The sequence below is a fragment of the Bradyrhizobium sp. Ghvi genome, from assembly GCF_900115265.1.
GTDB lineage: Bacteria > Pseudomonadota > Alphaproteobacteria > Rhizobiales > Xanthobacteraceae > Bradyrhizobium.
Genome location: NZ_FOVU01000008.1, coordinates 305,707 through 329,998, shown reverse-complemented (window position 1 = coordinate 329,998; position 24,292 = coordinate 305,707). Strand labels below are relative to the sequence as shown.

The following is a 24,292-nucleotide window of genomic DNA, read 5'->3' as shown; positions in this document are numbered from 1 at the left end:
TGCGCGACGAGCTGCTCAAGGCCAAGGAAAAATTCCACGCCAAGGCCGCCTCCGGCCTCGTCACCAACGTCAACACCGGCGAGATCGTGGCCATGGTCTCGGTTCCGGATTTCGACCCGAACAATCCGAAGGAAGCCCACGACCCTGATCGCATCAACCGCCTGACCACAGGCGTCTACGAGATGGGCTCGACCTTCAAGGCGTTCACGCTCGCGATGGCGCTCGACACCGGCAAATACGGCCTCGATTCGCTGTGGGATGCGCGCGGGCCGCTGCACTACGGCAAGTTCGCCATCCATGACGACGAGCCGAAGGGCCGCTTCCTCAACATGAAGGAGGTGTTCACCTTCTCCTCCAACGTGGGCGCGGCGCGAATTGCGCTGTCGCAGGGCGTGGAAGCGCACAAGGCGTTCCTGCGCAAGATGGGCCAGCTCGAGCGGCTCCGCACTGAGCTGCCGGAAAGCGCCTCGCCGATCGTGCCGCGGCATTGGGGCGATCTCAACACCATCACCATCGCGTTCGGTCACGGCATCGCGGTCGCGCCGCTGCAGGCCGTGATGGGCGTCAGCGCGCTCGCCAATGGCGGCCTTCTGATTCCGCCGACCTTCCTCAAGCGCTCCGAGGAGGAGGCGCGGGCGATCGCCAAGCGCGTGATCAAGCCCGAGACGTCGGACAAGATGCGCTTCCTGATGCGGCTGAACGCCGAAATCGGCACGGCGCGCAAGGCGGACGTGAAGGGCTATTATATCGGCGGCAAGACCGGCACCGCGGAAAAGGTGGTCAACGGCCGTTATGCCAAGAAGCGGGTGCTGACGGCATTCACCGCGATTCTGCCGGCGGACAAGCCGAAATATCAGCTCCTGATCATGCTGGACGAGCCGCAGCCACTGAAGGAAACCTACGGTTTCATCACCTCGGGCTGGAACGCCGTTCCGACGGCGGGCAACGTCATCACCCGTATCGGACCGCTTCTCGGCATCGAGCCGCGCTACGACCTGCCGCCTGCGGACCGCCTTATTCTTGCAGCATCCAGGACAACCCAGTAATCAATCCGGGTGGCCATCGCCGGTGCTGATTCGGCTTTTCCTGACGATTCGGCTCTCTGGCGCGGCATGTCGACCGGAAGACCATGAAGCTGCGTGAACTTCTAGGCAATGATGCCGCAATAGAGCCCGCTGTTGCGGCGCTCGATGTAACAGGTGTTGCGCTCGACAGCCGCGTGGTCAAGCCGGGCGATCTCTTCTTCGCGCTATCAGGCAGCAAAACCGATGGCGCGCGGTTCATCGATGCAGCCGTTGCCGCCGGCGCCGTAGCCGTGGTCGGCGATCACGCGCCTGACGGCTGCAAGGTGGCCTTCGTCGCTGTCGCCAACCCACGCCGCGCGCTGGCGCTGGCTGCGGCAAGGTTTTTCCCGGCGCAGCCTGCGACCATTGCCGCAGTCACCGGAACCAGCGGCAAGACCTCGGTCGCCGCGTTCACCCGCCAGATATGGGAGCGGCTGGGCCATGCTTCGGCCAGCATCGGCACCATCGGCCTCGTCTCACCGAAGCGTACCGTCTACGGCTCGCTGACCACGCCGGATCCGATAGCCTTGCATCGCCAGCTCGACGAGATCGCGCGCGAGGGCGTGACGCATCTTGCGTTCGAGGCGTCCTCGCACGGCCTCGATCAATACCGCCTCGATGGCGTGCGGATTTCCGCCGGCGGCTTCACCAATCTGTCGCGCGACCACATGGATTATCATCCGACCGTCGCGCACTATCTCGCGGCAAAGCTCAGGCTGTTCCGGGAGCTCATTCCGCCCAGTGGCGCCGCCGTGATCTCGGCCGATCATGACTGCTCGGCGGAAGCGATCGATGCCGCGAAGGCACGTGGTCTGCACGTGATGGCGGTGGGCCGCAACGGCGATGGGGCAGGCGAGGGCATTCGTCTCGTCGATGCCGCGGTCGAAGGCTTCTCGCAAGAGCTTTCGCTCGAACATCGTGGCAGGGCCCATGCGGTCCGGCTGCCGCTGGTCGGCGAATTCCAGATCGAGAACGCACTGGTCTCGGCCGGCCTTGCCATCGGCACCGGCAGCGATGCGGCAGACGTGTTTGCCAGCCTCGAGCATCTCGAAGGCGCCAAGGGCCGGCTCGAGCGCGTCGGCGAGCGCAACGGCGCGCCTGTTTTCGTCGACTACGCGCACAAGCCCGACGCGCTGGCGAAGGCGCTGCAAGCGCTGCGCCCTTACGCCAGGCGCAGACTGATCGTCGTCTTCGGCGCCGGCGGTGATCGCGATGCCGGCAAGCGGCCGATCATGGGCGAGATCGCCGCTCAAAATGCCGATCGCGTCATTGTCACCGACGACAATCCGCGCAGCGAGAAGCCGGAAGCCATTCGCGCCGCGATCCTCGCCGCCGCCAAGGGCGCGCGCGAAATCGGCGACCGCGCCGCCGCGATCCGCGCCGCGATCGAGGAGCTCGAAGAGGGCGATGCGCTGCTCGTCGCCGGCAAGGGGCACGAGACCGGCCAAATCGTCGGCGGCAAGGTTCTGCCGTTCAGTGATCACGAGGCGGTCGCCGCCGCATTGGCATCGAGGGACGCATGAGCGGGCCATTATGGACGGTCGCCGAGGTGGCGCGCGTGCTGGGCGCGACCGGATCATTCCCGGACACCACGATCGATTTCGTCACGCAGGACAGCCGCCTGGTGAAGCCGGGCAGCCTGTTCGTGGCGCTATCGGGCACGCCGAGCGGCGGTTTCGTTTCGGCCTTCGCCAGCGCGCGCGACGGCTGGGAGTTCGCTGATAAGGCGGAAGCCTCGGGCGCGGTCGCGATGATCGTGCCGCACGAGATCGCGGGCATCCGCGTTCCGCAGATCGTCGTGAAGGACACGCTGATCGACGGCCTCTGGGGGCTCGCGCGCGCCGCACGTGCGCGCTTCAAAGGGCCGGTGATCGGCCTCACCGGCAGCGCCGGCAAGACCAGCACCAAGGAGTTCCTCGCGGCCTATCCCAATGCCTATGCGAGCCCCTCGAGCTTCAACAATTTCTGGGGCGTGCCGCTGACGCTGTGCAATGCGCGACCCGACGCCAGCCTCTGGGTCGTCGAGATGGGCATGAACCAGGCCGGCGAGATCGCGCGGCTCAGCGAATTGACGCGGCCGACGGTCGCGCTGGTCGTCAACGTCCAGCCGGTACATCTGGAGAAGCTCGGCTCGCTCGATGCCATCAGGCGCGAGAAGGTGTCGATCGCGCACGGCCTGCCTGAGGATGGCGTGCTGGTGCTGCCGGCTGGAATCAAGGCGCCTGACTGGAAAGGCAAGGTGGTGCGCTTCGGCGAGAAGGCCGAAGTGCACGAGGTCACGCACGCGCCGCACGGCGAGAGCTGGCAGGTCGTGGCCGGCGTCGGCAAGAAGGAGATCGCCTTCAGCCTGACGCCGGGCGCGCCGCACCGGGTGCAGAATGCGCTTGCTGCCCTTGCGTCTGTTCATGCCGCCCATCTCGATGTGGCGACGCTTGCGATCAAGCTTGAGCGCGTCGGCATCATGACCGGCCGCGGCGTGGAGCAGGCGGTCGGCGGTGTCACCGTGATCGACGACAGCTTCAACGGCAATCCGGCGAGCGTGACGGCTGCGCTGCAGAGCCTTCAGGCCCGCAACACGAGCGGCGGCCGCCGCATCGCGGTGCTCGGTGACATGCTGGAACTTGGCGAGAACGCACCTCACTACCACACCGCGCTCGCCGCTCATCTCGACGGCATCGACGGCATCTATTGCGTCGGCCCCCTGATGCGCCACCTTTACGAGGTGCTTCCATCCGGCAAAGGGCTCGGCTGGCACGACGATCCCGCCACACTGAAGGCGGGCGAGGTAGCTAGCCTGCTGAAGGCAGGCGATGTCGTGGTTGTCAAGGGCAGCAAGAAGATGTTCTGGGTCAACAAGTTTGTGCCGGGCCTAGTGGCCGCCTTGCAGGCAAAGGCGTAAACTGCTTGGAAGGCGCAGTTCCCGAATCCCACCCTTTGCGGCGCGCCGCCGTTCGGTTTCTTGAGGTCGCTCGACCCCATGATCAAGACCAGCGAATGCGCGTGAGACACGTTGAGGCCAGGCGAAGGCCGCGTGCGAAAGGCGCCATAGGACCGTCTGAATGTTTTACTGGCTGATCGACCTCTCCAACACATTTCCGGGCGTCGGTGCGGTGCGCACCGTTCTCAACGTCTTCCGCTACATCACCTTCCGCACCGGCGGCGCCATCGTCACCGGCGCGCTGTTCGTGTTCCTGTTCGGGCCCTGGATCATCGATCACCTGCGCATCCGCCAGGGCAAGGGCCAGCCGATCCGCACCGATGGCCCACAATCGCATCTGGCCAAGAAGGGCACGCCCACCATGGGCGGGCTGATGATCCTGTCCGGCCTCACGGTCGGCACCGTGCTGTGGTGCAATCCGCTCAACCCCTATGTCTGGATCGTGCTGGCGGTGACCCTCGGCTTCGGCTTCGTCGGATTTTATGACGACTACCTCAAGGTCACCAAGCAGACCACGAGCGGGTTCGGCGGCAAGCTGCGCCTTTTGATCGAAGCGATCATCGCGCTGGCCGCCTGCTATGCGCTGGTGCGGCTGAACCGTGATCCAGCGTCGACCGCGCTGACGATTCCCTTCCTGAAGGACACCGTGCTGCATTTCGGCTGGTTCTTCGTCGTGTTCGGCGCCTTCGTCATCGTCGGCGCCGGCAATGCGGTGAACCTCACCGACGGTCTCGACGGCCTCGCCATCGTGCCCGTGATGATCGCGACCGCAAGCTTTGCCATGATTGCCTATCTCGCCGGCAACGCGGTGTTCGCCGACTATCTCCAGATCAAATATGTCGCCGGCACCGGCGAGCTTGCGGTGCTCTGCGGCGCTCTGCTCGGGGCCGGGCTCGGCTTTCTCTGGTTCAACGCGCCGCCGGCCTCGATCTTCATGGGCGACACCGGCTCGCTCGCGCTCGGGGGCATGCTGGGTTCGATCGCTGTCGCGGTGAAACACGAGATCGTGCTTGCGGTGATCGGCGGGCTGTTCGTGCTGGAGGCGGTCTCCGTCATCGTGCAGGTGGTGTCGTTCAAGCTGACGGGCAAGCGCATCTTCCGCATGGCGCCGATCCATCACCATTTCGAGCAGCTCGGCTGGACCGAGCCGCAGATCGTGATTCGTTTCTGGATCATTTCGGTGATGCTGGCGCTCGCCGGCCTCTCCACGCTGAAGCTGCGCTGACGGTATCTCGATGATCCCGGTCACATCCTTCGCCGGCAAGACGGTCGCGGTGTTCGGCCTCGGCGGCTCGGGGCTCGCCTCCTGCCACGCGCTGAAGGCCGGCGGCGCCGAGGTGATCGCCGCCGACGACAATGGCGAAAACGTCGCCAAGGCGGCACAGGCCGGTTTCGTCACCGCGGATCTGCGCAATGTCTCCTGGGCGAAATTCGCCGCGCTCGTGCTCGCGCCCGGCGTGCCGCTCACTCATCCAGTGCCGCACTGGAGCGTGCTGAAGGCGCAGGAGGCCGGCGTCGAGGTGATCGGCGACATCGAGCTGTTCTGCCGCGAGCGCCGCCGTCATGCGCCGGACGCGCCGTTCGTCGCCATCACCGGCACCAACGGCAAGTCGACCACGACGGCCCTGATCGCGCATCTGACGAAGGTCGCCGGCTACGATACCCAGATGGGCGGCAATATCGGCACCGCGATCCTTTCGCTGGAGCCGCCGCGGATGGGCCGCGTCCACGTTATCGAGATGTCGTCCTATCAGATCGACCTCACGCCCTCGCTCGACCCGTCCGTCGGCATCCTGCTCAACGTCAGCGAAGATCACATCGATCGTCACGGCACCATCGCGCACTATGCAGCGGTAAAGGAGCGCCTCGTCGCCAACGTGCAGACAAACGGCACCTCGATCGTGGGCGTCGATGACGGCTATTGCCGCGACATCGCGGACCGGCTCGACCGCACCGGCAAGAACGTCGTGCGGATTTCCGTCAAGAACCCGCTGGCTTCAGGCATTCATGTCGAGCACGGCACCATCGTGCGCACCTCGGGCGGCGCGCGCAGCGAGATCGCCACGCTCGGCGGCATCGGCTCGCTGCGCGGCCTGCACAATGCGCAGAACGCGGCGTGTGCCGCCGCCGCCGCACTCGCGATGGGTATCAGCCAGGACGTGTTGCAAAATGGCCTGCGCAGCTTTCCGGGCCTGGCGCACCGCATGGAGCAGGTCGGCCGCCGCGGCAACGTGCTGTTCGTCAATGATTCCAAGGGCACCAATGCCGATGCCAGCGCGCACGCGCTGTCGTCCTTCGCCGACATCTTCTGGATCGCCGGCGGCAAGCCGAAGGCGGGCGGCATCACTGGCCTGACAGGCTTCTTCCCCCGCATCCGCAAGGCCTATCTGATCGGCGAGGCTGCTGAGGAATTTTCCGGAACGCTCGGCAGCGAAGTCGCGCACGAGATCAGCCAGACGCTCGACGTCGCGGTCGAGCACGCGGCGCGCGATGCCGAAGCGTCCGACCTCGCCGACGCCGTCGTGCTGCTGTCGCCGGCCTGTGCGTCGTTCGACCAGTACCGCAACTTCGAAATCCGCGGCACCAGGTTCCGCGAGCTGGTGCAGGCGCTGCCGGGTGTGAAGCCGGTGGTGTGAGGATGTTGCGGCGACGCTGGATCGGACTTGTCGTCGCTCTTGCTGTTCCGGTCGGCTTCCTCTGTGTTGTCCTCATCGACAACGTCATGAGCGGACTTGGCGCATGCCGCGTCGTTCGCCAGCGTGCGTTTGCGTCCCCGAGCGGCAGTCAACTGGTCGTCGTGGTCTGGAAGACATGCGGAGCGTCAGTTCCGGACAGCACGCAAGCCAGCGTCGTGGCGCGCGGCCGGACGTTCTCGCCCGAAAGCACGCCGACCTTTGTCAGTGTGCGCGGACATCTCGAGGTGGTCGTTGCCTGGAGCAGCGAGCGGGCGGTCAGGATCGGTTTCATCCCCGAGCCAAGCCAGGTCGACAAACGCGATCAGCGCGCGGGGGATGTCGCGATCTATTACGAATAGGGCTCTCGTGTCCCGGACGCGGTGCGGCACGAAGTGACGCTCCGCAGAGCCGGGACCCGGGAGGCGGTGGGCCGCGGCTCTGCAGCGCATCGCACCGGACGATGCTTCGCATCGCCGGGGACGCTGCGCTGCGTCCGGGGCACGCACTGGCGAAAACTTCATCCGTTCCCTTAACCCCCCGGTAACCAACCTCGGCGACCAATGGACGGACCTCTGTCCGAAAGCGGCCGCCCATGCTCTCCCGTGAAGAACGCACCCCCTTTACCGAGTGGTGGTGGACCGTCGACAAGCCGCTGCTCGGCGCGATCCTGGTGTTGATGCTGACCGGCGTCATACTGTCGCTGGCGGCGAGCCCGCCGGTCGCGACCCGCATCGGGCTCGATCCCTTCCACTTCTTCAATCGTCACGTGATGTTCCTGGTGCCGTCGTTTCTGGTGCTGATCGGGGTGTCCTTCCTGTCGCCGCGCTCGATCCGGCGTAGTGCGCTGATCATCTTCGCGGTCAGCATCATCCTGATCGTGGTGACGCTCGCCATCGGCCCCGAGGTGAAGGGCTCGCGGCGCTGGATCACGCTCATCGGCGTCAACATCCAGGCCTCCGAAATCGCCAAACCATCCTTCGTCGTCATCGCTGCCTGGCTGTTCGCGGAATCGACCAAGCGGCCGGAAATGCCGGCGACCTCGATGGCGCTGGTGCTGCTGTTGATGCTGGTGTCGCTCTTGGTGATGGAGCCGGACTTCGGCCAGACCATGCTGATCCTGATGGTCTGGGGCTCGCTGTTCTTCATCGCGGGCATGCGCATGATCTGGGTCTTTGGCCTGGCGGGCCTCGGCGCGGCCGGCCTGTTCAGCGCCTATTTGTTCGTCCCGCACGTGGCTGGCCGCATCAAGCGCTTCATGAATCCGGCCTCCGGCGACACCTTCCAGGTCGATACCGCGATGGAAGCCTTTTACAACGGCGGTTGGTTCGGCCTCGGGCCGGGCGAGGGCATCGCAAAGCGCAGCCTGCCGGACAGCCACACCGACTTCGTGTTCGCGGTCGCGGCCGAAGAGTTCGGCATCATCCTGTGTCTTGCCATGTTGGCGCTGTTCGCCTTCGTCGTGATCCGCACGCTGTCGCGGGCCTATGCCAATGAGGACATGTTCTCGCGCTTCGCGGCCTCCGGGCTAGCGATCCTGTTCGGCGTGCAGGCGGCGATCAACATGTCGGTCAACCTTCAGCTCATTCCTGCCAAGGGCATGACGCTGCCGTTCATTTCGTACGGCGGTTCCTCGATCGTCTCGCTGGCCTACGGGGTCGGCATGATGCTGGCGCTGACGCGGCTGCGTCCACGCACCGAGGTCGAGGCCAGCGGCCGCGCCGACGCGATGCGCAGCTACGCTTGATGGTCTCGTGTCCCGGACAAGCGGAGCGCAGAGCCGTAGCTGGCTCGCAATGATCGGCCTTTCCCTGTAAATACGGCCACCATGGATCCATCCCCCCTGATTCTTCTCGCCGCGGGCGGCACTGGCGGCCATCTGTTTCCGGCCGAGGCGCTCGGCGTCGAATTGATCCGGCGCGGCTTTCGCGTGCGCCTCGTCACCGATGAGCGCGCGCTGCGCTACAGCGGGCTGTTCAGCAAGGACATGATCGACGTCGTCGCGAGCGAGACCGCGCGCGGCCGTAATCCGCTGCAGATCGCCTATGCCGGCTTGACGCTCGCCACCGGCACGCTGTCGGCCTATCGCCTGATCAAGCGATTGAAGCCGGCCGCTGTCGTCGGCTTCGGCGGTTATCCGACATTGCCGCCGCTGCTGGCGGCGAAGTTCGCCGGCGTGCCCGGGATCATCCACGACGCGAACGCCGTGCTCGGCCGCGCCAACCGGTTCTTGTCGAGCCGTGTCCAAGCCATTGCGACGTCACTGCCGGGCGTGCTCGACCGTGATCCCGCGCTCGCGGGCAAAACCACGACAGTCGGCACACCGATGCGGCCGGCGGTTCTCGCTGCTGCCGCCGTGCCCTACGCCGCCCCCGAAGTAAATGGCCCGCTCCGCCTGCTCGTCATCGGCGGCAGCCAGGGCGCGCGCATCATGGCCGACATCGTGCCCGGTGCGATCGAGCGGCTTGAGCCCGCGCTGTGGGGGCGGCTCATCCTGACCCAGCAGGTCCGCGACGAGGACATGAGCCGCGTGCGCGCGGTCTACGACAAGCTCAAGATCAAGGCCGAGCTGGCGCCATTCTTCACGGATCTGCCGGCGCGGCTTGCCTCCAATCATCTCGTGGTATCGCGCTCCGGCGCCGGCACGGTGGCCGAGCTTGCCGCGATCGGCCGACCCTCGATCCTGGTGCCGCTGCCCGGCTCGATCGACCAGGACCAGTTCGCCAATGCCGGCGTGCTGGCCAAGGTCGAGGGCGCCATCCGCATCCCGCAGACCGAGTTCACCTCCGATCGCCTCGCTGCCGAGATCTCCGGCTTTGCTGCCGAACCGGTGCGCCTCGCTGCGATGGCTGCCGCGGCGAAAAGGGCAGGCCGGCTCGACGCCGCCGAGCGGCTGGCCGATCTGGTGGTCAAAGTCGCGGGAATCTGAGCCTGTTCCGCCCCCGAATGGTCAAAAAAGCCCCTTGTCATGCCCCGCGAAAGCGGGGCATCCAGTACACGACGCAGCTGATTTGAATCTCAGGCGTCGCGGAATACTGGATCGTCCGCCTTCGCGGACGATGACCCCAAGGAAACCACATGAGACTGCCGCGCGAGATCGGACCCATCCACTTCGTCGGGATCGGCGGGATCGGCATGAGCGGCATCGCCGAGGTGCTGGTCAATCTTGGCTATACCGTGCAGGGCTCGGACGCGTCGGACAATTACAATCTCGACCGTCTGCGCAAGAAAGGCGCGAAGGTTTCGGTCGGCCACAAGGCCGAGAACATCGATGGCGCCGAGGTCGTCGTCGTGTCCACCGCGATCAAGCGCGACAATCCGGAATTGATGGCGGCGCGTGAGCGGCGCATTCCCGTGGTGCGCCGCGCCGAGATGCTGGCCGAACTGATGCGGCTGAAGAGCTGCGTCGCGATCGCCGGCACCCATGGCAAGACCACGACGACCACGATGGTCGCAACCCTGCTCGATGCCGGCGGGCTCGATCCGACCGTGATCAACGGCGGCATCATCAACGCCTACGGCTCCAACGCGCGCCTCGGTGCCGGCGACTGGATGGTGGTGGAGGCCGACGAGAGCGACGGCACCTTCCTGAAGCTGCCGACGGACGTCGCGATCGTCACCAATGTCGACCCCGAGCATCTCGACCACTTCAAGACGTTCGATGCCGTGCAGGACGCCTTCCGGCACTTCGTCGAGAACCTGCCGTTCTACGGCTTTGCCGTGATGTGCATCGATCATCCCGTGGTGCAAAGCCTCGTCGGCAAGATCGAGGATCATCGCATCATCACCTACGGCGAAAATCCGCAAGCCGATGCGCGGCTGCTCGATCTCACTCCGATGGGCGGCGGATCGAAGTTCAAGGTCGCGTTCCGCGATCGCAAGACCGGCGCCGTGCACGAGATCGCCGATCTCATGCTGCCGATGCCGGGGCGTCATAACGCCTCGAACGCCACGGCGGCGATCGCGGTCGCGCGCGAGCTCGGCGTGTCGGACGATGCGATCCGCAAGGCGATTACCGGCTTCGGCGGCGTCAAGCGCCGCTTCACCAAGACAGGCGAATGGAACGGCGTCACCGTGATCGACGATTACGGTCATCACCCCGTCGAGATCGCGGCGGTGCTGAAGGCGGCGCGCGAATCCACCAACGGCAAGATCATCGCCGTGGTGCAGCCGCATCGCTACACCCGTCTGCAATCGCTGTTCGAGGAATTCTGCACCTGCTTCAACGACGCCGATACAGTGATCGCTGCAGATGTTTATCCGGCAGGCGAGACGCCGATCGACGGCATCGATCGCGATCATTTCGTCGCGGGCCTGCGCGCGCACGGCCACCGCGAGGTGATCCCGCTGCCGACAGCCTCGGAGCTTGCGGGCATCGTTAAGGGAGTGGCCAAGTCGGGCGATCTCGTCGTGTGTCTCGGCGCCGGCAACATCACGCAATGGGCCTATGCGCTGCCGGATCAATTGAAGGCGCTGGGGTAGGGCGGTGGGATTTCTCGACATCACCCCCGCTCTCAAAGCCGCGATGCCGGAGTTGCGCGGCCGGCTGCTTGCGAACCAATCACTGGCCGAGTTGACCTGGTTTCGCGTCGGGGGGCCGGCGCAGGTGCTGTTCACACCAGCGGACGAGGACGATCTCGCTTATTTCCTCGCGCATCTCGCACCCGACATTCCCGTCTATGTCGTCGGCGTCGGCTCCAATCTCATTGTGCGCGACGGCGGCATTGCGGGCGTGGTGATCCGCCTTTCGCCGCGCGCTTTTGGTGAGGCCGTTGCGGGCGGCGATGTCGTCACCGCCGGCGCGGCTGCGCTCGATAAGCGCGTCGCCGAGGTCGCGGCTTCTGCCAATATCGGCGGGCTCGAGTTCTACTTCGGTATTCCCGGCACCATCGGCGGCGCGCTACGCATGAACGCGGGCGCCAATGGCGGTGAGACCAAGGACGTGCTGATCGAGGCGCGCGGCGTCGGGCGCGACGGCACCAAGCACGTCTTTTCCAATGCCGACATGAAATTCGTCTATCGCAACAGCGGCGTCGATCCCTCGATCATCTTCACCTCCGCGCGTTTCCGCGGCGAGATCAGGGACACTGAAGCGATCCGCGCGCGGATGGCCGAAGTGCAAAATCACCGCGAGACGGCGCAGCCGATCCGCGAAAAGACCGGCGGCTCGACCTTCAAGAATCCGCCCGGCCATTCCGCCTGGAAGCTGGTGGATGCTGCCGGCTGCCGCGGCCTGCGCGTCGGCGGCGCGCAGGTCTCCGAGATGCACTGCAATTTCCTGATCAACACCGGCGATGCCACCGCGCACGACATCGAAACGCTCGGCGAGACCGTGCGCGAACGGGTGAAGGCAAATTCCGGAATCGAGCTACACTGGGAAATCAAGCGGATCGGGGTTTCATAGTCACCGTCATACCGGGCTCGCGAAGCGAGAACCCGGAATCCATCGGGCGGCAGTGACGGTGGTGAAATGGATTCCGGGCTCGCGACTTCGTCGCGCCCCGGAATGACGAACTGGAGATATTTCGGGCTATGAACATGCGCACCACCATCCTCTTCGGCGGCTCAAACCGCGAGCGTCTGGTTTCCGTCGCGTCGGCCCAGGCGTTGCAGCAGGCGCTGCCCGAGGCCGATCTCTGGTTCTGGGATGTCGAGGACAAGGTGCACCTCGTGCAGCCGAAGCAGCTGCTCGAACATTCTCGGCCCTTCGAGGATGAGTTCAAGCCCGGCACGCGGGGCATTCCACTGGCGCAGGCGCTCGACCAGGCCAAGGTGGAAGACCGCGTGCTGGTGCTGAGCCTGCATGGCGGCTGCGCCGAGAACGGCGAATTGCAAGTGATGTGCGAGGCGCGTGGTGTGCCGTTCACCGGCTCCGGCTCGGCCTCCTCGCATCTCGCCTTCGACAAGATCGCGGCCAAGCGCTTTGCCGCGCTCGGTGGGGTCACGCCGCCTGCGGGCATCGCGCTCGAGGACATCGATGACGCTTTCGCCGAATATGGCAGGCTGATCGCAAAACCTGCGCGCGACGGATCGAGCTACGGCCTGATCTTCGTCAACGCCAGGCAGGATCTCGTCGCCGTCCGCAATGCGGCCAAGCACGAAGACTACGTGATCGAGCCCTACATCGCCGGGGTCGAGGCGACCTGCGGCGTGCTGGAGCGCACCGACGGCTCGATCATCTCGTTGCCCCCGATCGAGATCATTCCGGGTGAGGGCAATTTCGATTACGCCGCAAAATATCTGCTGTCGACGACTCAGGAGATCTGCCCGGGCCGCTTCACCCCCGAGGTTACCGCCGCGCTCAAGAGGCAGGCCATGCTGGCGCACCGGGCCATGTCCTGCTCTGGCTATTCCCGCTCCGACTTCATCGTCTCGGAGAAGGGGCTGGTCTATCTCGAAACCAACACGCTCCCGGGGTTGACCAAGTCCTCGCTCTACCCCAAGGCGCTGAAAGCCGAGGGCATCGCATTCGTCGACTTCCTCCGCGACCTGATCGAGCTGGCCGTGCGGCGGGTGCGGAAATAATTAGGATTGGTTAACGGGCGGGCCGCCCAAATTGGCCAATTTGACGGCCAAAACCGGTAAAATGCCGGACATCGTGGCGCAACTGCCTCACTTGCCTCGGCAAAAAGCATCCCGCGTTAACGAATTTTACCTTTTGTTTACCAGGACGTCCGAAGGTTAACGCTGGCGGCGCATATGGCGTTTTGGCTGCCGGCGCGTGAGCCGTTTCGGATGTATCCGGCCGGCGAACGCTTTGAAGGGGAGCGGTTTCTTCGATCGAAGACCATCACCCGGCCCGGCACGACCGAGACGTCATGTTCGCCAGGACCCGCGCGGTGTCGCGGGCAAACTGTTGACGAGCTCGTGCAATGGATGGTGCAGGAAGCCTCACCCGGTCGTTTGTGAGATCGCTGAGGCCCCAAGCTGACCTGAAGGCGGCCGCTATCGGAGCGGTCGTGCTTCTGCGCGAGTGGGTGCAGGATAAGCGCCAGGAAAGACTTCAAGAGAAGCGCGCCGCCGCCAGGCAGAAGATCAAGGTCAAGGCCCTCGTCGAGCGCGAGCCGCCGCCGCGCATTGTCGCGCTGATCGAGCGCTATCTGCCGCGCCGGGTCGGGATCAGCATGACCGTGCTGCTGCTGATCGGCAGCTGCGCTCTTGGCATAGTCAAGGGCGGCCATCTCCAGGATTTCATCACCGCCGTCAGCGACGCGCGCAACGCCATGGCCAATTCAGCCGGCTTCCGCATCACCTCCGTCGTGATCAACGGCCGCAAGCAGCTCAGCCAGGACGAGATCCTCGCGATCGGCGGCGTCAGCGGCCGCTCCTCGCTGCTGTTCCTCGATGCCGACGACGTCCGCGACAAGCTCAAGACCAATCCCTGGATTGCGGATGCGACCGTGCTGAAGCTCTATCCGGGCCAGCTCATGATCGAAATCACCGAGCGGAAGGCGTTCGCCTTGTGGCAGGAGGCCGGCCGGCTCTCCGTCATCGCCGACGATGGTGCGCTGCTCGAGCCCTATGTCTCGCGTCGGTTCCTGACGCTGCCGCTCGTGGTCGGCAAGGGCGCCGACACCCAGGCCCGCGACTTCCTGGCGCTGCTTGCCCGTTATCCGCAGGTGAACTCGGTGACCAAAGCCGCGATCTATGTCGGTGAGCGGCGCTGGAATCTGAGGTTGAAGGACGGTCTCGACGTCCGCCTGCCCGAGCAGGATGTCGGCAACGCGCTTGCTGCGCTCTCCAAGCTCGACAAGGACGAAAGGCTGTTCTCGAAGGACATCGTCGCGATCGACATGCGCCTGCCCGACCGCCTGGTGGTGCAGCTGTCCGACGACGCCGCCAAGGCGCGCGAGGACCTGTTCAAGGACAAGAAGAAAAAGAAGGCCGGGGACGCCGCATGACCGGTCTTGATCGCACCCAGACGCCGAAGACGCGCCCGATGCCGCACAAGCGCGGCGGCCTCGTCGCATGCCTCGACATTGGCACCAGCAAGATCGCCTGCATGATCGCGCGGCTGAAACCGTCGGCGCCCAGCGAGGCGCTGCGCGGCCGCACCCATGCGGTGGAATTGATCGGCTACAGCCAGATCCAGTCGCGCGGCATGAAGGCCGGCGCGGTGGTCGATCTCGGCGAATGTGAGCAGGCCGTGCGACAGGCCGTCGGCATTGCCGAGAAAATGGCCAAGGTGCGGGTCGAATCCGTTTTGCTGTCGGTCTCCGGCGGCCGGCTCGCGGGGCAGCTGGTCGAAGCCGCCGCCGACATTCGCGGCGGCGCGGTGACGCCGGCCGACGTCAGCCGCGTCACCTCCACCGGCATGCGCCATGCCACCGGCGAGGGCCGTACCGTGCTGCATGCGCTGCCGGTCGGCTACACGCTCGACGGCGTCAAGGGCATCCGCGATCCGCGCGGCATGGTCGCACATCAATTCGGCGTCGACATGAACGTCGTCACCTGTGACGCCACCGTGGCGCGCAACCTGATGCTGGCCGTAGAGCGTTGTCATCTCAACGTCGAGGCCATGGCGGCAAGTCCCTATGTGGCCGGGCTGTCGGTGCTGACCGACGACGAGGCCGATCTCGGCGCCGCAGTGGTCGAGATGGGCGCGGGCACCACCACGATCGCGGTCTATTCCGGCGGTCGCTTCGTGCACGCGGCCGGATTTGCGGTCGGCGGGCAACACATCACGATGGATCTCGCGCGCGGACTCTCGGCCACCATTGCCGATGCCGAGCGAATCAAGACGTTATACGGAACCGTCATCACCGGCGGATCGGACTCGCGTGAGCTGATGTCTGTGCCGACGGCCGGTGACGACCAGGATCTGCCGCAGATCGTTTCGCGCGCCACCATCGCCAATATCGTCAAGCATCGTGCCGAGGAAGTCTTCGAAATGGTTCGGGACAAGCTGAAGGATTCGCCCTTCGCAGCAGAACCCAAGGGCCGCGTCGTGCTCTCGGGCGGCGCCTCGCAGCTCACCGGCCTCGTCGAGCTTGGAACGCAAATTCTCGGCCGGCCCGTGCGGGTCGGACGTCCGCTCGGTTTTGGCCGGTTGCCCAACGAGGCGAAGAACGCCGCGTTCGCGGTGCCGGCCGGACTTCTCGTCTACCCGCAATATGTTCACCACGAACATGTCGAACCGCGGCATACGCGGCAGCAGGTCAGGACAGGGACCGGCGGTTATTTCGGAAAGGTCGGACGATGGCTACGCGAGGGCTTTTGATGACCGCTTTCCACAGATGTCGATTTTCACCAACTCCCGCGGCCGCAGGCCGGGGCGAACCCACGCGCGCGTGATCGAGAGGCAAACATGACCATCAGCATCAACGTTCCTGATATTCACGAGTTGAAGCCCCGCATCACCGTGTTCGGCGTCGGAGGCGCCGGCGGCAACGCCGTCAATAACATGATCACGGCGGGCCTGCAGGGCGTCGACTTCGTGGTCGCCAACACCGACGCGCAGGCGCTGACGATGTCGAAGGCGCAGCGCATCGTGCAGATGGGCACCGCCGTGACGCAAGGGCTCGGCGCAGGTTCGCAGCCGAACGTCGGCGCCGCCGCGGCAGAAGAAGTCATCGACGAGCTCCGCGATCATCTCTCGGGCGCCAACATGGTGTTCGTCACCGCCGGCATGGGCGGCGGCACCGGCACCGGTGCAGCTCCCGTCATCGCCAAGACCGCGCGCGACATGGGTATCCTCACCGTCGGCGTCGTCACCAAGCCGTTCCACTTCGAGGGCGGCCGCCGCATGCGCACCGCCGAAGCCGGCATCAACGAGCTGCACAAGGTCGTCGACACGCTCCTGATCATCCCGAACCAGAACCTGTTCCGGGTGGCCAACGAGAAGACCACCTTTGCCGACGCCTTCGCGATGGCCGACCAGGTGCTCTATTCGGGTGTGGCCTGCATCACCGACCTGATGGTCAAGGAAGGCCTGATCAACCTCGACTTCGCCGACGTCCGCGCCGTCATGCGTGAGATGGGTAAGGCGATGATGGGCACCGGCGAAGCCTCCGGCGACAAGCGCGCGCTGACCGCCGCGGAAGCCGCGATCGCCAACCCGCTGATCGATGACAGCTCGATGAAGGGCGCCAAGGGCCTCCTGATCTCGATCACCGGTGGCAAGGACCTCACCCTGTTCGAGGTCGACGAAGCCGCGACCCGCATCCGCGAGGAAGTCGACCAGGACGCCAACATCATCGTTGGCGCCACCTTCGACGAGGCGCTCGATGGTCTGATCCGCGTTTCGGTCGTTGCCACCGGCATTGAGCAGGCCGCAATCGCCCGCAACAGCCAGGCGACCTCCGCTCCGGTCGCGAATGCCGCGCCGCAACAGCTGCAGCAGGCTCCCGCGGCTCCCGCCGTCGCCGCCGAGAGCCGTCTCGCCGACCTGACCGCGCGCCTTCGCGCCGACAACCAGCGCCTGGCGGAGCGCGCCCACAAGCTGGAAGCCCAGGTCCCGGCGCCCGCGCCGGCCGCCGCAGCACCGGTCGCTCCGCGCCCCAATGTCGAGCGCGCCGCGCTTGCCGCCATTGCCGCTGCCGTTTCAGAGGTGCCGCCGGCACCCGCGCCGCAGACCTATGGCGACGTCACCGTGCGTCCGATCGCGCAGAAGCCCACGCTGTTTCCGGAACCTGAGCAGGCGCCGCTCGCCATGCATGAGCCGATGACGCCGGAAACCTTCATCCCGCCGCAGGCCGAGCGTGCGCCGCCCCGCGCGCCACGCATGCCGCGCCTCGACGAGCTGCCGATGCCGGCCCAGGCCGAGCTTCGTCAGGCCCGTGGCGAGGTGGACGAGGAGACCCCGCAAAAGACCCGCCTGTCGCTGCTCCAGCGTCTCGCCAATGTCGGCCTCGGCCGTCGTGACGAGGACACCGAGGCCCCGATCGCTGCCCGCACCGCCGGTCCCGCCATGCCGGCGTTGCCCGAGCGCAAGCCGCAGCGGACGGTGCAGCAACAGATCGCCGCCAGCGAGCCGGTATCGGAATATGCCCGCCGGCCAGCGCCACAAGGCCTCGACGCCCATGGCCGCCCCGCACCTGTTGCGCCGGCGCCACAGGGAGACGACCATCTTGATATCCCGGCCTTCCTGCGGCGGCAGGCGACCTGAGGATTGTTACAATAAGGCAGACGCAAAAAGGTCCCGGCGAGACGCTCGCCGGGACCTTTCCTTTTGTCCCGTGCATGCCCGGATTGCGCACTCAAGCAACTGATTTTAAATCATTAATTACCTGTTGGGTGCTTCACTAAAGCTGCCGCTATCGGTCCAAATCCCCGGCGCAATTTGGTTAAGCCTTGGCGCGAATACGGCGGGTTTGGGGTAACAATCGGTAAAAAAGCGTGAGTTGGCGCTGTTTAGGGCAGTGACTATGGTTCGGGCGTGACTTGGGGATACGGAGATTCGGACGGTCGATCTCAATCGATCAGTCGGGTCTAGTATAAGTCGCAATGGGTCGTAGTGGGGCGGTTCCTGATGAAATTTAGCCGGCAAACAACGCTTCGTGCGCAAGCCACCGTGGCCGGCGTTGGCGTTCATTCCGGTCTTCCCGTCACCCTCACGTTGGGACCTGCACCTATCGATGCGGGTTTTATTTTTGTCCGCACCGGACTTGAGGGATGTGACCGCGAGATCCAAGCGACCGCCGAGCAGGTCGTTGCAACCGATTTGGCGACCGTCCTCGGCGACCGCAACGGTCCGCTGATCTCCACCGCCGAGCATGTGCTTGCTGCGCTGCGGGGCATGGGTGTCGACAACGCCATCATCGAAGTCGATGGTCCGGAAGTACCGATCATGGACGGCAGCGCCGCGGCCTTCATCGCGGCCATCGATCAGGCCGGCATCGTCAGCCAGCCGGCACAGCGCCGGTTCATCCAGGTCTTGAAGCCGGTCTCGGTCAAGATGGGTGACGCCTTCGGTGAGATCCGGCCCTACGCCAATGGATTCCGCGCCGAGGTCGAGATCGACTTCACCAATCCCGTCATCGGCCAGCAGAGCTATGGTTTCGATGTCAATCCGGAACGCTTCCGCCGCGAAGTCGGCCGTGCCCGGACCTTCGGTCTGATGGGTGATGTTGCCCGGCTCTGGAGCGCAGGCTATGCGCTTGGCGCCTCCTTCGAAAATACCGTCGTGTTCGACGACGAGCGACTGCTCAACGCCGAGGGCCTGCGCTACGCCGATGAATGCGCCCGCCACAAGGTGCTGGACGTAATCGGCGATCTCGCGCTGGCCGGCCTGCCGTTGCTTGGTGCCTATCGCTCGGTGCGCGGCGGCCACAAGCTCAACCACGCTGTCCTGACCGCGATGCTCGCCGACCGTACCGCCTGGCGGGTGGTCGAGGGTGAGGCGGCCCGCCGCACCACGCGTCCCGTGGTCGAGGTTGGCAGCGGTATCGTTGGCGGCCGGATCGCCGCGGCCTACGGGCCGGACGTGTCCTGAACGCCAAGTGCGGTCGGCGGCCTTTCTCCGGGAAACTCCTGGTAACCATGATCGACTAGGATTGCGGCGTTTTCGCCTTATTCCGGGCGGAATGCCTGCCTATCCGATGGGTTAACAATCGATTTTCGGTTACACCGACGTGGTCGCGTGGCAGGCACCACGGTTACATTTCGCGCCCATGATGGGGATCATGGGCTAGCGGGCACCGCATCACAGGGCGTCAGGTCTAAAATTCATGTCGGCACAGCGTATGACGCGCGGATATCTCTTGGTTTCTCCGATCGGGACACGTCGGCTGCTTCAGGCCGCGACCCTTTTCGTGCTTGCCTTGCCGCTGGCGGGCTGCGGCACCGGCGCGCTCTGGGACAAGTTTCTCAACAAGGACGACACCTTCGTCGAGGAGCCCGCCGACAAGATCTACAATGAGGGCTTGTACCTCATGAACGAAAAGAAGGACATGAAGGCGGCGAACAAGAAGTTCGAGGAAGTCGACCGCCAGCATCCTTATTCGGACTGGGCGCGCAAATCGCTGCTGATGTCGGCCTACGCGTCCTACCAGGGCGGCGACTATGACAGCTGCATCGGTGCTGCGACCCGCTACGTCACGCTGCATCCCGGCAGCCCGGACGCTGCCTATGCGCAGTACCTGATCGCCGCCTCGCATTACGACCAGATCCCGGACATCAATCGCGACCAGGGCCGCACCGAGAAGGCGATCGCCGCTCTGGAAGAGGTGGTGCGCAAATATCCGACGTCCGAATATGCGACGTCCGCCAAGGCCAAGATCGAGGGCGCCCGCGACCAGCTCGCCGGCAAGGAAATGGCGGTCGGCCGCTATTACATGCAGAAGCGCGACTACACCGCCGCGATCAACCGTTACAAGGCCGTCGTGACGCAGTACCAGACCACGCGCCACGTCGAGGAAGCGCTCTACCGCCTCACCGAGGCCTATATGTCGATCGGCATCGTCGGCGAGGCCCAGACCGCCGCCGCCGTGCTCGGCCACAATTTTCCTGACAGCCGCTGGTACAAGGACGCCTATAATCTTGTAAAATCCGGCGGTCTCGAGCCGAGCGAGAATCAGGGGTCCTGGATCAGCCGGACCTTCAATAAGATAGGCCTCTAGGTCTCGGCTAGGAAATTTGGTTCCATGCTGGCGCGTCTGTCGATCCGTGACATCGTCCTGATCGAACGGCTCGATATCGAATTCGCCACCGGACTTGCGGTTTTGACCGGCGAGACCGGTGCGGGCAAATCCATTCTGCTCGATGCTTTTGCGCTGGCGCTCGGCGGCCGCGGCGATGCGGGCCTCGTGCGCCATGGCGCGGAGCAGGGTCAGGTCACCGCCGTCTTCGATATCCCGAAGAATCACCCCGCGACGAAAATCCTGGCCGAAAACGGGCTCGACGATACCGGGGAGATGATCCTCCGCCGTGTCCAGCTCGCCGACGGCCGTACCCGCGCCTTCATCAATGACCAGTCGATCAGCGTGCAGACGCTGAAGGCGGTCGGCGCCGCACTGGTCGAGATCCACGGCCAGCATGACGAGCGCGCGCTGGTCGATGCCGCCACGCATCGCCGCCTGCTCGATGCCTTTGCCGGCCTCGAAAAGGATGTCGCGGCTGTCGAAGCACTCTGGGACGCGCGCCGCTCCGCCAATACCGAGCTGGAAGAGCATCGCGCCGGCATGGAGCGCGCCGCGCGTGAAGCTGATTATCTGCGCCACGCCTCCGACGAGCTCAAGCAGCTCGCGCCCAAGGACGGCGAGGAGACCTCGCTGGCCCATCGCCGCACCACCATGATGCAGGGCGAGAAGATCGCCTCCGATCTGCGGGAGGCGCAGGAGGTCGTCGGCGGCCATCATTCGCCGGTCGCTGCGCTGTCGGCCGCGGTGCGCCGGCTGGAGCGCCGCGGCGTCAATTCGCCGGCGCTGGTCGAGCCCGCCGTGAAGGCGATCGACGTCGCCATCAACGCGCTGGAGGAGGCCGACCAGCATCTCCAGGCGGCGCTTGCCGCAACCGATTTCGACCCGGCCGAGCTCGAGCGCATCGAAGAGCGGCTGTTCGCTCTGCGCGCCGCCTCGCGCAAATATTCGACGCCGGTCGATGGCCTGGCGGCACTGGCCGCCAAATACGCCGCCGACGTCGTGCTGATCGATGCCGGTGCGTCGCGCTTGAAGAAGCTGGAGCAGGCTGCAATCGAGGCCGATGCGCGGTATGCGGCAGCGGCGAAGAAGCTCTCTGCCGCGCGGCAGAAATCGGCGGAGAAGCTCAACAAGGCCGTCAACGCCGAGCTCGCGCCGCTCAAGCTCGAGCGCGCCAAATTCATCACCCAGGTCACATCGGACGAGGCCGCGCCAGGCCCGCAAGGCTTCGACCGTGTCGAATTCTGGGTGCAGACTAATCCAGGCACCAAGCCGGGTCCGATGATGAAGGTCGCCTCCGGCGGTGAGCTTTCGCGCTTCCTCTTGGCGCTCAAGGTCGTGCTGTCCGACCGCGGCTCCGCGCCGACGCTCGTCTTCGACGAAATCGACACCGGCGTCGGCGGCGCGGTCGCGGATGCCATCGGAGCCCGGCTGGGGCGGCTTGCCGGCAAGGTCCAGGTGATGGCCGTGACCCATGCCCCTCAGGTGGCCGCCCGCGCCGACCAGCATCTGTTGATCTCCAAGGATGCGCTGGACAAGGGCAAGCGCGTTGCCACCCGCGTCAATGCGCTTGCCGACGACCACCGCCGCGAGGAAATCGCCCGCATGCTCGCCGGCGCCGAGATCACGGCCGAGGCGCGGGCCGCCGCGGACCGGCTGCTCAAGGCGGCGAGCTAGGCTTCGTGTCCCGGACGCGCGCGGCGCGAGCCGAGACCCAGAACTCCCCGGCTCTGCAGCGCACCGCACCGGACGATGCTTCGCATCGCCGGGGGCGTTGCACTGCGTCCGGGGCACGAGATTCCCACACGCCTTTACCGTGCCACCCGCTCCGTCGTATCCAAGCACCATGGCCAGAGCAGCAAAATCAAGACCACTTCGTGACGTCGCCGACCTTACCAAGGCGCAGGCCAAGGTCGAGCACATCAGGCTCGCACTCGAGCTCGAAGAGCACGACAGGCGCTACTATCAGGAAGATGCGCCTACCGTCACCGACGCCGAGTACGACGCGCTGCGTCAGCGTTTCAACGCGATCGAAAAGCGCTTTCCTGAATTTGTCAGCGGGGATTCGCCGTCGCAGAAGGTCGGCGCGGCGCCGTCGGGCCGCTTCAGGAAGGTGCGGCACGCCGTGCCGATGCTGTCGCTCGACAATGCCTTTGCCGAGGAGGACGTGCGCGACTTCGTCGGCCGTATCGTTCGCTTCCTGAAGCTCGACGACGACAAGGTCAATTTCTCCGCCGAGCCGAAGATCGACGGCCTTTCGATGTCGCTGCGCTATGAGGGCGGAGAGTTGGTCACCGCGGCGACGCGTGGCGATGGGGCGGAGGGCGAGGACGTCACCGCCAATATCCGTACGCTCGAAGACGTGCCGCAGAAGCTGAAGGGGCGCAACATCCCCGACATCTGCGAGGTGCGCGGCGAGGTCTACATGACCAAGAAAGCCTTCCTCGCGCTCAACGAGCGGCAGAAGGCGGAAGGCAGCACCATCTTCGCCAATCCGCGCAACTCCGCCGCAGGCTCGTTGCGGCAGAAGGATCCGACCATCACCGCCTCGCGTCCGCTGGGTTTCTTCGCCTACGCCTGGGGCGAGATGAGCGCGATGCCGGAGGGCACGCAGAGCAGCATGATCCACTGGTTCGAGCGCTGCGGCTTCAAGACCAATCCACTGACGAAACTCTGTCACTCCGTCGAGGAGCTGCTCGCCTTCCATCATTCGATCGAGGAGCAGCGCGCGAAGCTCGATTACGACATCGACGGCGTCGTCTACAAGGTCGACCGCGTCGACTGGCAGGAGCGGCTCGGCTTCGTCTCGCGCACGCCGCGCTGGGGCATCGCGCACAAATTCCCGGCCGAACGCGCCATGACGGTGCTCCGCGACATCGAGATCCAGGTCGGCCGCACCGGCTCGTTCACGCCGGTCGGCAAGCTCGAGCCGGTCGGCGTCGGCGGCGTGATCGTGCAGAACGTCACGCTGCACAACGAGGACTACATCAAGGGCATCGGTAACAAGGGCGAGGTGCTCCGCGAGGGGCGCGACATCAGGATCGGCGACACGGTCGTGATTCAGCGCGCCGGCGACGTCATACCGCAGGTCGTCGATGTCGTGCTCGACAAGCGGCCGAATAGCGCCAAGGAATTCCACTTCCCGAAGAAATGCCCGTGCCCGCTGCACACCGACGTCACGCGCGAGGAGACCGCGACGGGCGAAGAGGGCTCGCGTGCCCGCTGCACCGGCGAGTTCGCCTGCCCCTATCAGAAGATCGAGCACCTCAAGCTGTTCGTGTCGCGCCGCGCCTTCGACATCGACGGCCTCGGCGAGAAGCAGCTCCAGTATTTCTTCGATGAAGGTTGGGTGAGGGAGCCCGCCGACATCTTCACGCTGGAGAAGCGCAACGCGAAGCTCAAGCTCGAGGACATCGAGGGCTACGGCGCGACCTCGGTACGCAATCTGTTCGGCGCCATCGAGAGCCGGCGCAAAATCGCGCTGGAGCGCTTCGTCTATGCCCTAGGCATGCGCCATGTCGGCGAGACCACCGCCCTGGCGCTGGCGCGCGGCTACGGCTCCTGGGACGCCTTCCACGAGGCCTGCCTCAAGGTCGCCAACGGCGACGAGGAGGCGATGGCGGAGATGGACGCGCTCGACCAGATCGGTGACACCGTGATCAAGAGCATCGCCGATTATTTCGGCGAGAGCCACAACCGCGGCATTGTCGAGCGGCTGACCAGGGAGGTCGAGATCGTCGACGCCGAGAAGCCGAAGAGCAACTCGGCGGTCGCCGGTAAGACCGTGGTGTTCACGGGCTCGCTGGAGAAGATGACGCGCGACGAGGCCAAGGCGACCGCGGAGCGGTTGGGCGCCAAGGTCTCCGGCTCGGTGTCGAAGAAGACCGATCTCGTCGTCGCCGGTCCCGGCGCGGGTTCGAAGCTCGCGGACGCCAACAAGCACGGCGTCAAGGTGTTGACCGAGGACGAGTGGTTGAAGCTGATCGGGGAGTGAGCTTCTTCTTCCTTCTCCCCTTGTGGGAGAAGGTGGCGCGAAGCGTC

General features: G+C 65.4%; 18 protein-coding genes. All 18 read left to right on the top strand.

Going from position 1 to position 24,292, the window contains the following annotated elements; all coding sequences use genetic code 11:
* On the top strand, positions 1 to 1,046 hold a 1,046-nt coding region (locus BM374_RS28065; RefSeq protein ID WP_143270254.1), incomplete at its 5' end, for a peptidoglycan D,D-transpeptidase FtsI family protein.
* An 83-nt stretch (positions 1,047 to 1,129) separates the two neighbouring features.
* On the top strand, positions 1,130 to 2,587 hold the full coding sequence (locus BM374_RS28060) for a UDP-N-acetylmuramoyl-L-alanyl-D-glutamate--2,6-diaminopimelate ligase (protein ID WP_092299868.1): 1,458 nt from the start codon (positions 1,130 to 1,132) through the stop codon (positions 2,585 to 2,587).
* Positions 2,584 to 3,963: a UDP-N-acetylmuramoyl-tripeptide--D-alanyl-D-alanine ligase gene (locus tag BM374_RS28055; protein WP_092299865.1), complete on the top strand. Its 1,380-nt coding sequence runs from the start codon at positions 2,584 to 2,586 to the stop codon at positions 3,961 to 3,963. Before BM374_RS28060 ends, BM374_RS28055 begins: the two co-directional genes overlap by 4 nt.
* 160 nt (positions 3,964 to 4,123) lie before the next feature.
* Entirely contained in the window at positions 4,124 to 5,227 is a 1,104-nt protein-coding gene (gene mraY / locus BM374_RS28050) for a phospho-N-acetylmuramoyl-pentapeptide-transferase (protein ID WP_092299863.1), read from the top strand.
* Positions 5,228 to 5,237: 10 nt separating this feature from the next.
* The gene (murD, locus tag BM374_RS28045) at positions 5,238 to 6,638 is read left to right on the top strand and encodes a UDP-N-acetylmuramoyl-L-alanine--D-glutamate ligase (protein WP_092299860.1); all 1,401 of its coding nucleotides are present in this window, start codon (positions 5,238 to 5,240) and stop codon (positions 6,636 to 6,638) included.
* Positions 6,639 to 6,640: 2 nt separating this feature from the next.
* Positions 6,641 to 7,036, top strand: coding sequence for a hypothetical protein (locus BM374_RS28040; RefSeq protein ID WP_092299857.1), 396 nt, complete (start codon positions 6,641 to 6,643; stop codon positions 7,034 to 7,036).
* A gap of 233 nt (positions 7,037 to 7,269) precedes the next feature.
* Positions 7,270 to 8,421 (top strand): putative lipid II flippase FtsW, encoded by a 1,152-nt coding sequence (gene ftsW, locus BM374_RS28035; protein ID WP_092299854.1) that lies wholly within the window; start codon positions 7,270 to 7,272, stop codon positions 8,419 to 8,421.
* Positions 8,422 to 8,502: 81 nt separating this feature from the next.
* A complete protein-coding gene (gene murG / locus BM374_RS28030; protein ID WP_092299851.1) occupies positions 8,503 to 9,603 on the top strand; it encodes an undecaprenyldiphospho-muramoylpentapeptide beta-N-acetylglucosaminyltransferase in 1,101 nt (366 codons plus the stop codon).
* A 149-nt stretch (positions 9,604 to 9,752) separates the two neighbouring features.
* The gene (murC, locus tag BM374_RS28025; protein WP_092299848.1) at positions 9,753 to 11,156 is read left to right on the top strand and encodes a UDP-N-acetylmuramate--L-alanine ligase; all 1,404 of its coding nucleotides are present in this window, start codon (positions 9,753 to 9,755) and stop codon (positions 11,154 to 11,156) included.
* Between the two features lie 4 nt (positions 11,157 to 11,160).
* Complete coding sequence (gene murB / locus BM374_RS28020) at positions 11,161 to 12,078, top strand: UDP-N-acetylmuramate dehydrogenase (RefSeq protein ID WP_092299845.1); 918 nt, start codon at positions 11,161 to 11,163, stop codon at positions 12,076 to 12,078.
* Between the two features lie 134 nt (positions 12,079 to 12,212).
* Positions 12,213 to 13,199, top strand: a complete 987-nt coding sequence (locus BM374_RS28015) for a D-alanine--D-alanine ligase family protein (RefSeq protein ID WP_177248574.1) — start codon at positions 12,213 to 12,215, stop codon at positions 13,197 to 13,199.
* Positions 13,200 to 13,546: 347 nt separating this feature from the next.
* The gene (locus BM374_RS28010) at positions 13,547 to 14,575 is read left to right on the top strand and encodes a cell division protein FtsQ/DivIB (RefSeq protein ID WP_092299839.1); all 1,029 of its coding nucleotides are present in this window, start codon (positions 13,547 to 13,549) and stop codon (positions 14,573 to 14,575) included.
* Entirely contained in the window at positions 14,572 to 15,894 is a 1,323-nt protein-coding gene (gene ftsA, locus BM374_RS28005; RefSeq protein WP_092299834.1) for a cell division protein FtsA, read from the top strand. Before BM374_RS28010 ends, ftsA begins: the two co-directional genes overlap by 4 nt.
* 87 nt (positions 15,895 to 15,981) lie before the next feature.
* Positions 15,982 to 17,781: a cell division protein FtsZ gene (gene ftsZ / locus BM374_RS28000; protein ID WP_092299832.1), complete on the top strand. Its 1,800-nt coding sequence runs from the start codon at positions 15,982 to 15,984 to the stop codon at positions 17,779 to 17,781.
* A gap of 363 nt (positions 17,782 to 18,144) precedes the next feature.
* Complete coding sequence (lpxC, locus tag BM374_RS27995; RefSeq protein ID WP_092299830.1) at positions 18,145 to 19,107, top strand: UDP-3-O-acyl-N-acetylglucosamine deacetylase; 963 nt, start codon at positions 18,145 to 18,147, stop codon at positions 19,105 to 19,107.
* Between the two features lie 235 nt (positions 19,108 to 19,342).
* Positions 19,343 to 20,233, top strand: coding sequence for an outer membrane protein assembly factor BamD (locus BM374_RS27990; protein WP_092299828.1), 891 nt, complete (start codon positions 19,343 to 19,345; stop codon positions 20,231 to 20,233).
* A 24-nt stretch (positions 20,234 to 20,257) separates the two neighbouring features.
* Positions 20,258 to 21,928: a DNA repair protein RecN gene (gene recN, locus BM374_RS27985; protein WP_092299826.1), complete on the top strand. Its 1,671-nt coding sequence runs from the start codon at positions 20,258 to 20,260 to the stop codon at positions 21,926 to 21,928.
* A gap of 169 nt (positions 21,929 to 22,097) precedes the next feature.
* Complete coding sequence (gene ligA / locus BM374_RS27980) at positions 22,098 to 24,245, top strand: NAD-dependent DNA ligase LigA (RefSeq protein ID WP_092299823.1); 2,148 nt, start codon at positions 22,098 to 22,100, stop codon at positions 24,243 to 24,245.
* The last annotated feature ends 47 nt before the right edge of the window (positions 24,246 to 24,292 follow it).

Coding starts and splice junctions, on each gene's coding strand:
- BM374_RS28060 (WP_092299868.1), top strand. CDS start 1,130: ATGAAGCTGCGTGAACTTCTAGGCAATGATGCCGCAATAGAGCCCGCT.
- BM374_RS28055 (WP_092299865.1), top strand. CDS start 2,584: ATGAGCGGGCCATTATGGACGGTCGCCGAGGTGGCGCGCGTGCTGGGC.
- mraY (WP_092299863.1), top strand. CDS start 4,124: ATGTTTTACTGGCTGATCGACCTCTCCAACACATTTCCGGGCGTCGGT.
- murD (WP_092299860.1), top strand. CDS start 5,238: ATGATCCCGGTCACATCCTTCGCCGGCAAGACGGTCGCGGTGTTCGGC.
- BM374_RS28040 (WP_092299857.1), top strand. CDS start 6,641: ATGTTGCGGCGACGCTGGATCGGACTTGTCGTCGCTCTTGCTGTTCCG.
- ftsW (WP_092299854.1), top strand. CDS start 7,270: ATGCTCTCCCGTGAAGAACGCACCCCCTTTACCGAGTGGTGGTGGACC.
- murG (WP_092299851.1), top strand. CDS start 8,503: ATGGATCCATCCCCCCTGATTCTTCTCGCCGCGGGCGGCACTGGCGGC.
- murC (WP_092299848.1), top strand. CDS start 9,753: ATGAGACTGCCGCGCGAGATCGGACCCATCCACTTCGTCGGGATCGGC.
- BM374_RS28015 (WP_177248574.1), top strand. CDS start 12,213: ATGCGCACCACCATCCTCTTCGGCGGCTCAAACCGCGAGCGTCTGGTT.
- BM374_RS28010 (WP_092299839.1), top strand. CDS start 13,547: ATGGATGGTGCAGGAAGCCTCACCCGGTCGTTTGTGAGATCGCTGAGG.
- ftsA (WP_092299834.1), top strand. CDS start 14,572: ATGACCGGTCTTGATCGCACCCAGACGCCGAAGACGCGCCCGATGCCG.
- ftsZ (WP_092299832.1), top strand. CDS start 15,982: ATGACCATCAGCATCAACGTTCCTGATATTCACGAGTTGAAGCCCCGC.
- lpxC (WP_092299830.1), top strand. CDS start 18,145: ATGAAATTTAGCCGGCAAACAACGCTTCGTGCGCAAGCCACCGTGGCC.
- BM374_RS27990 (WP_092299828.1), top strand. CDS start 19,343: ATGTCGGCACAGCGTATGACGCGCGGATATCTCTTGGTTTCTCCGATC.
- recN (WP_092299826.1), top strand. CDS start 20,258: ATGCTGGCGCGTCTGTCGATCCGTGACATCGTCCTGATCGAACGGCTC.
- ligA (WP_092299823.1), top strand. CDS start 22,098: ATGGCCAGAGCAGCAAAATCAAGACCACTTCGTGACGTCGCCGACCTT.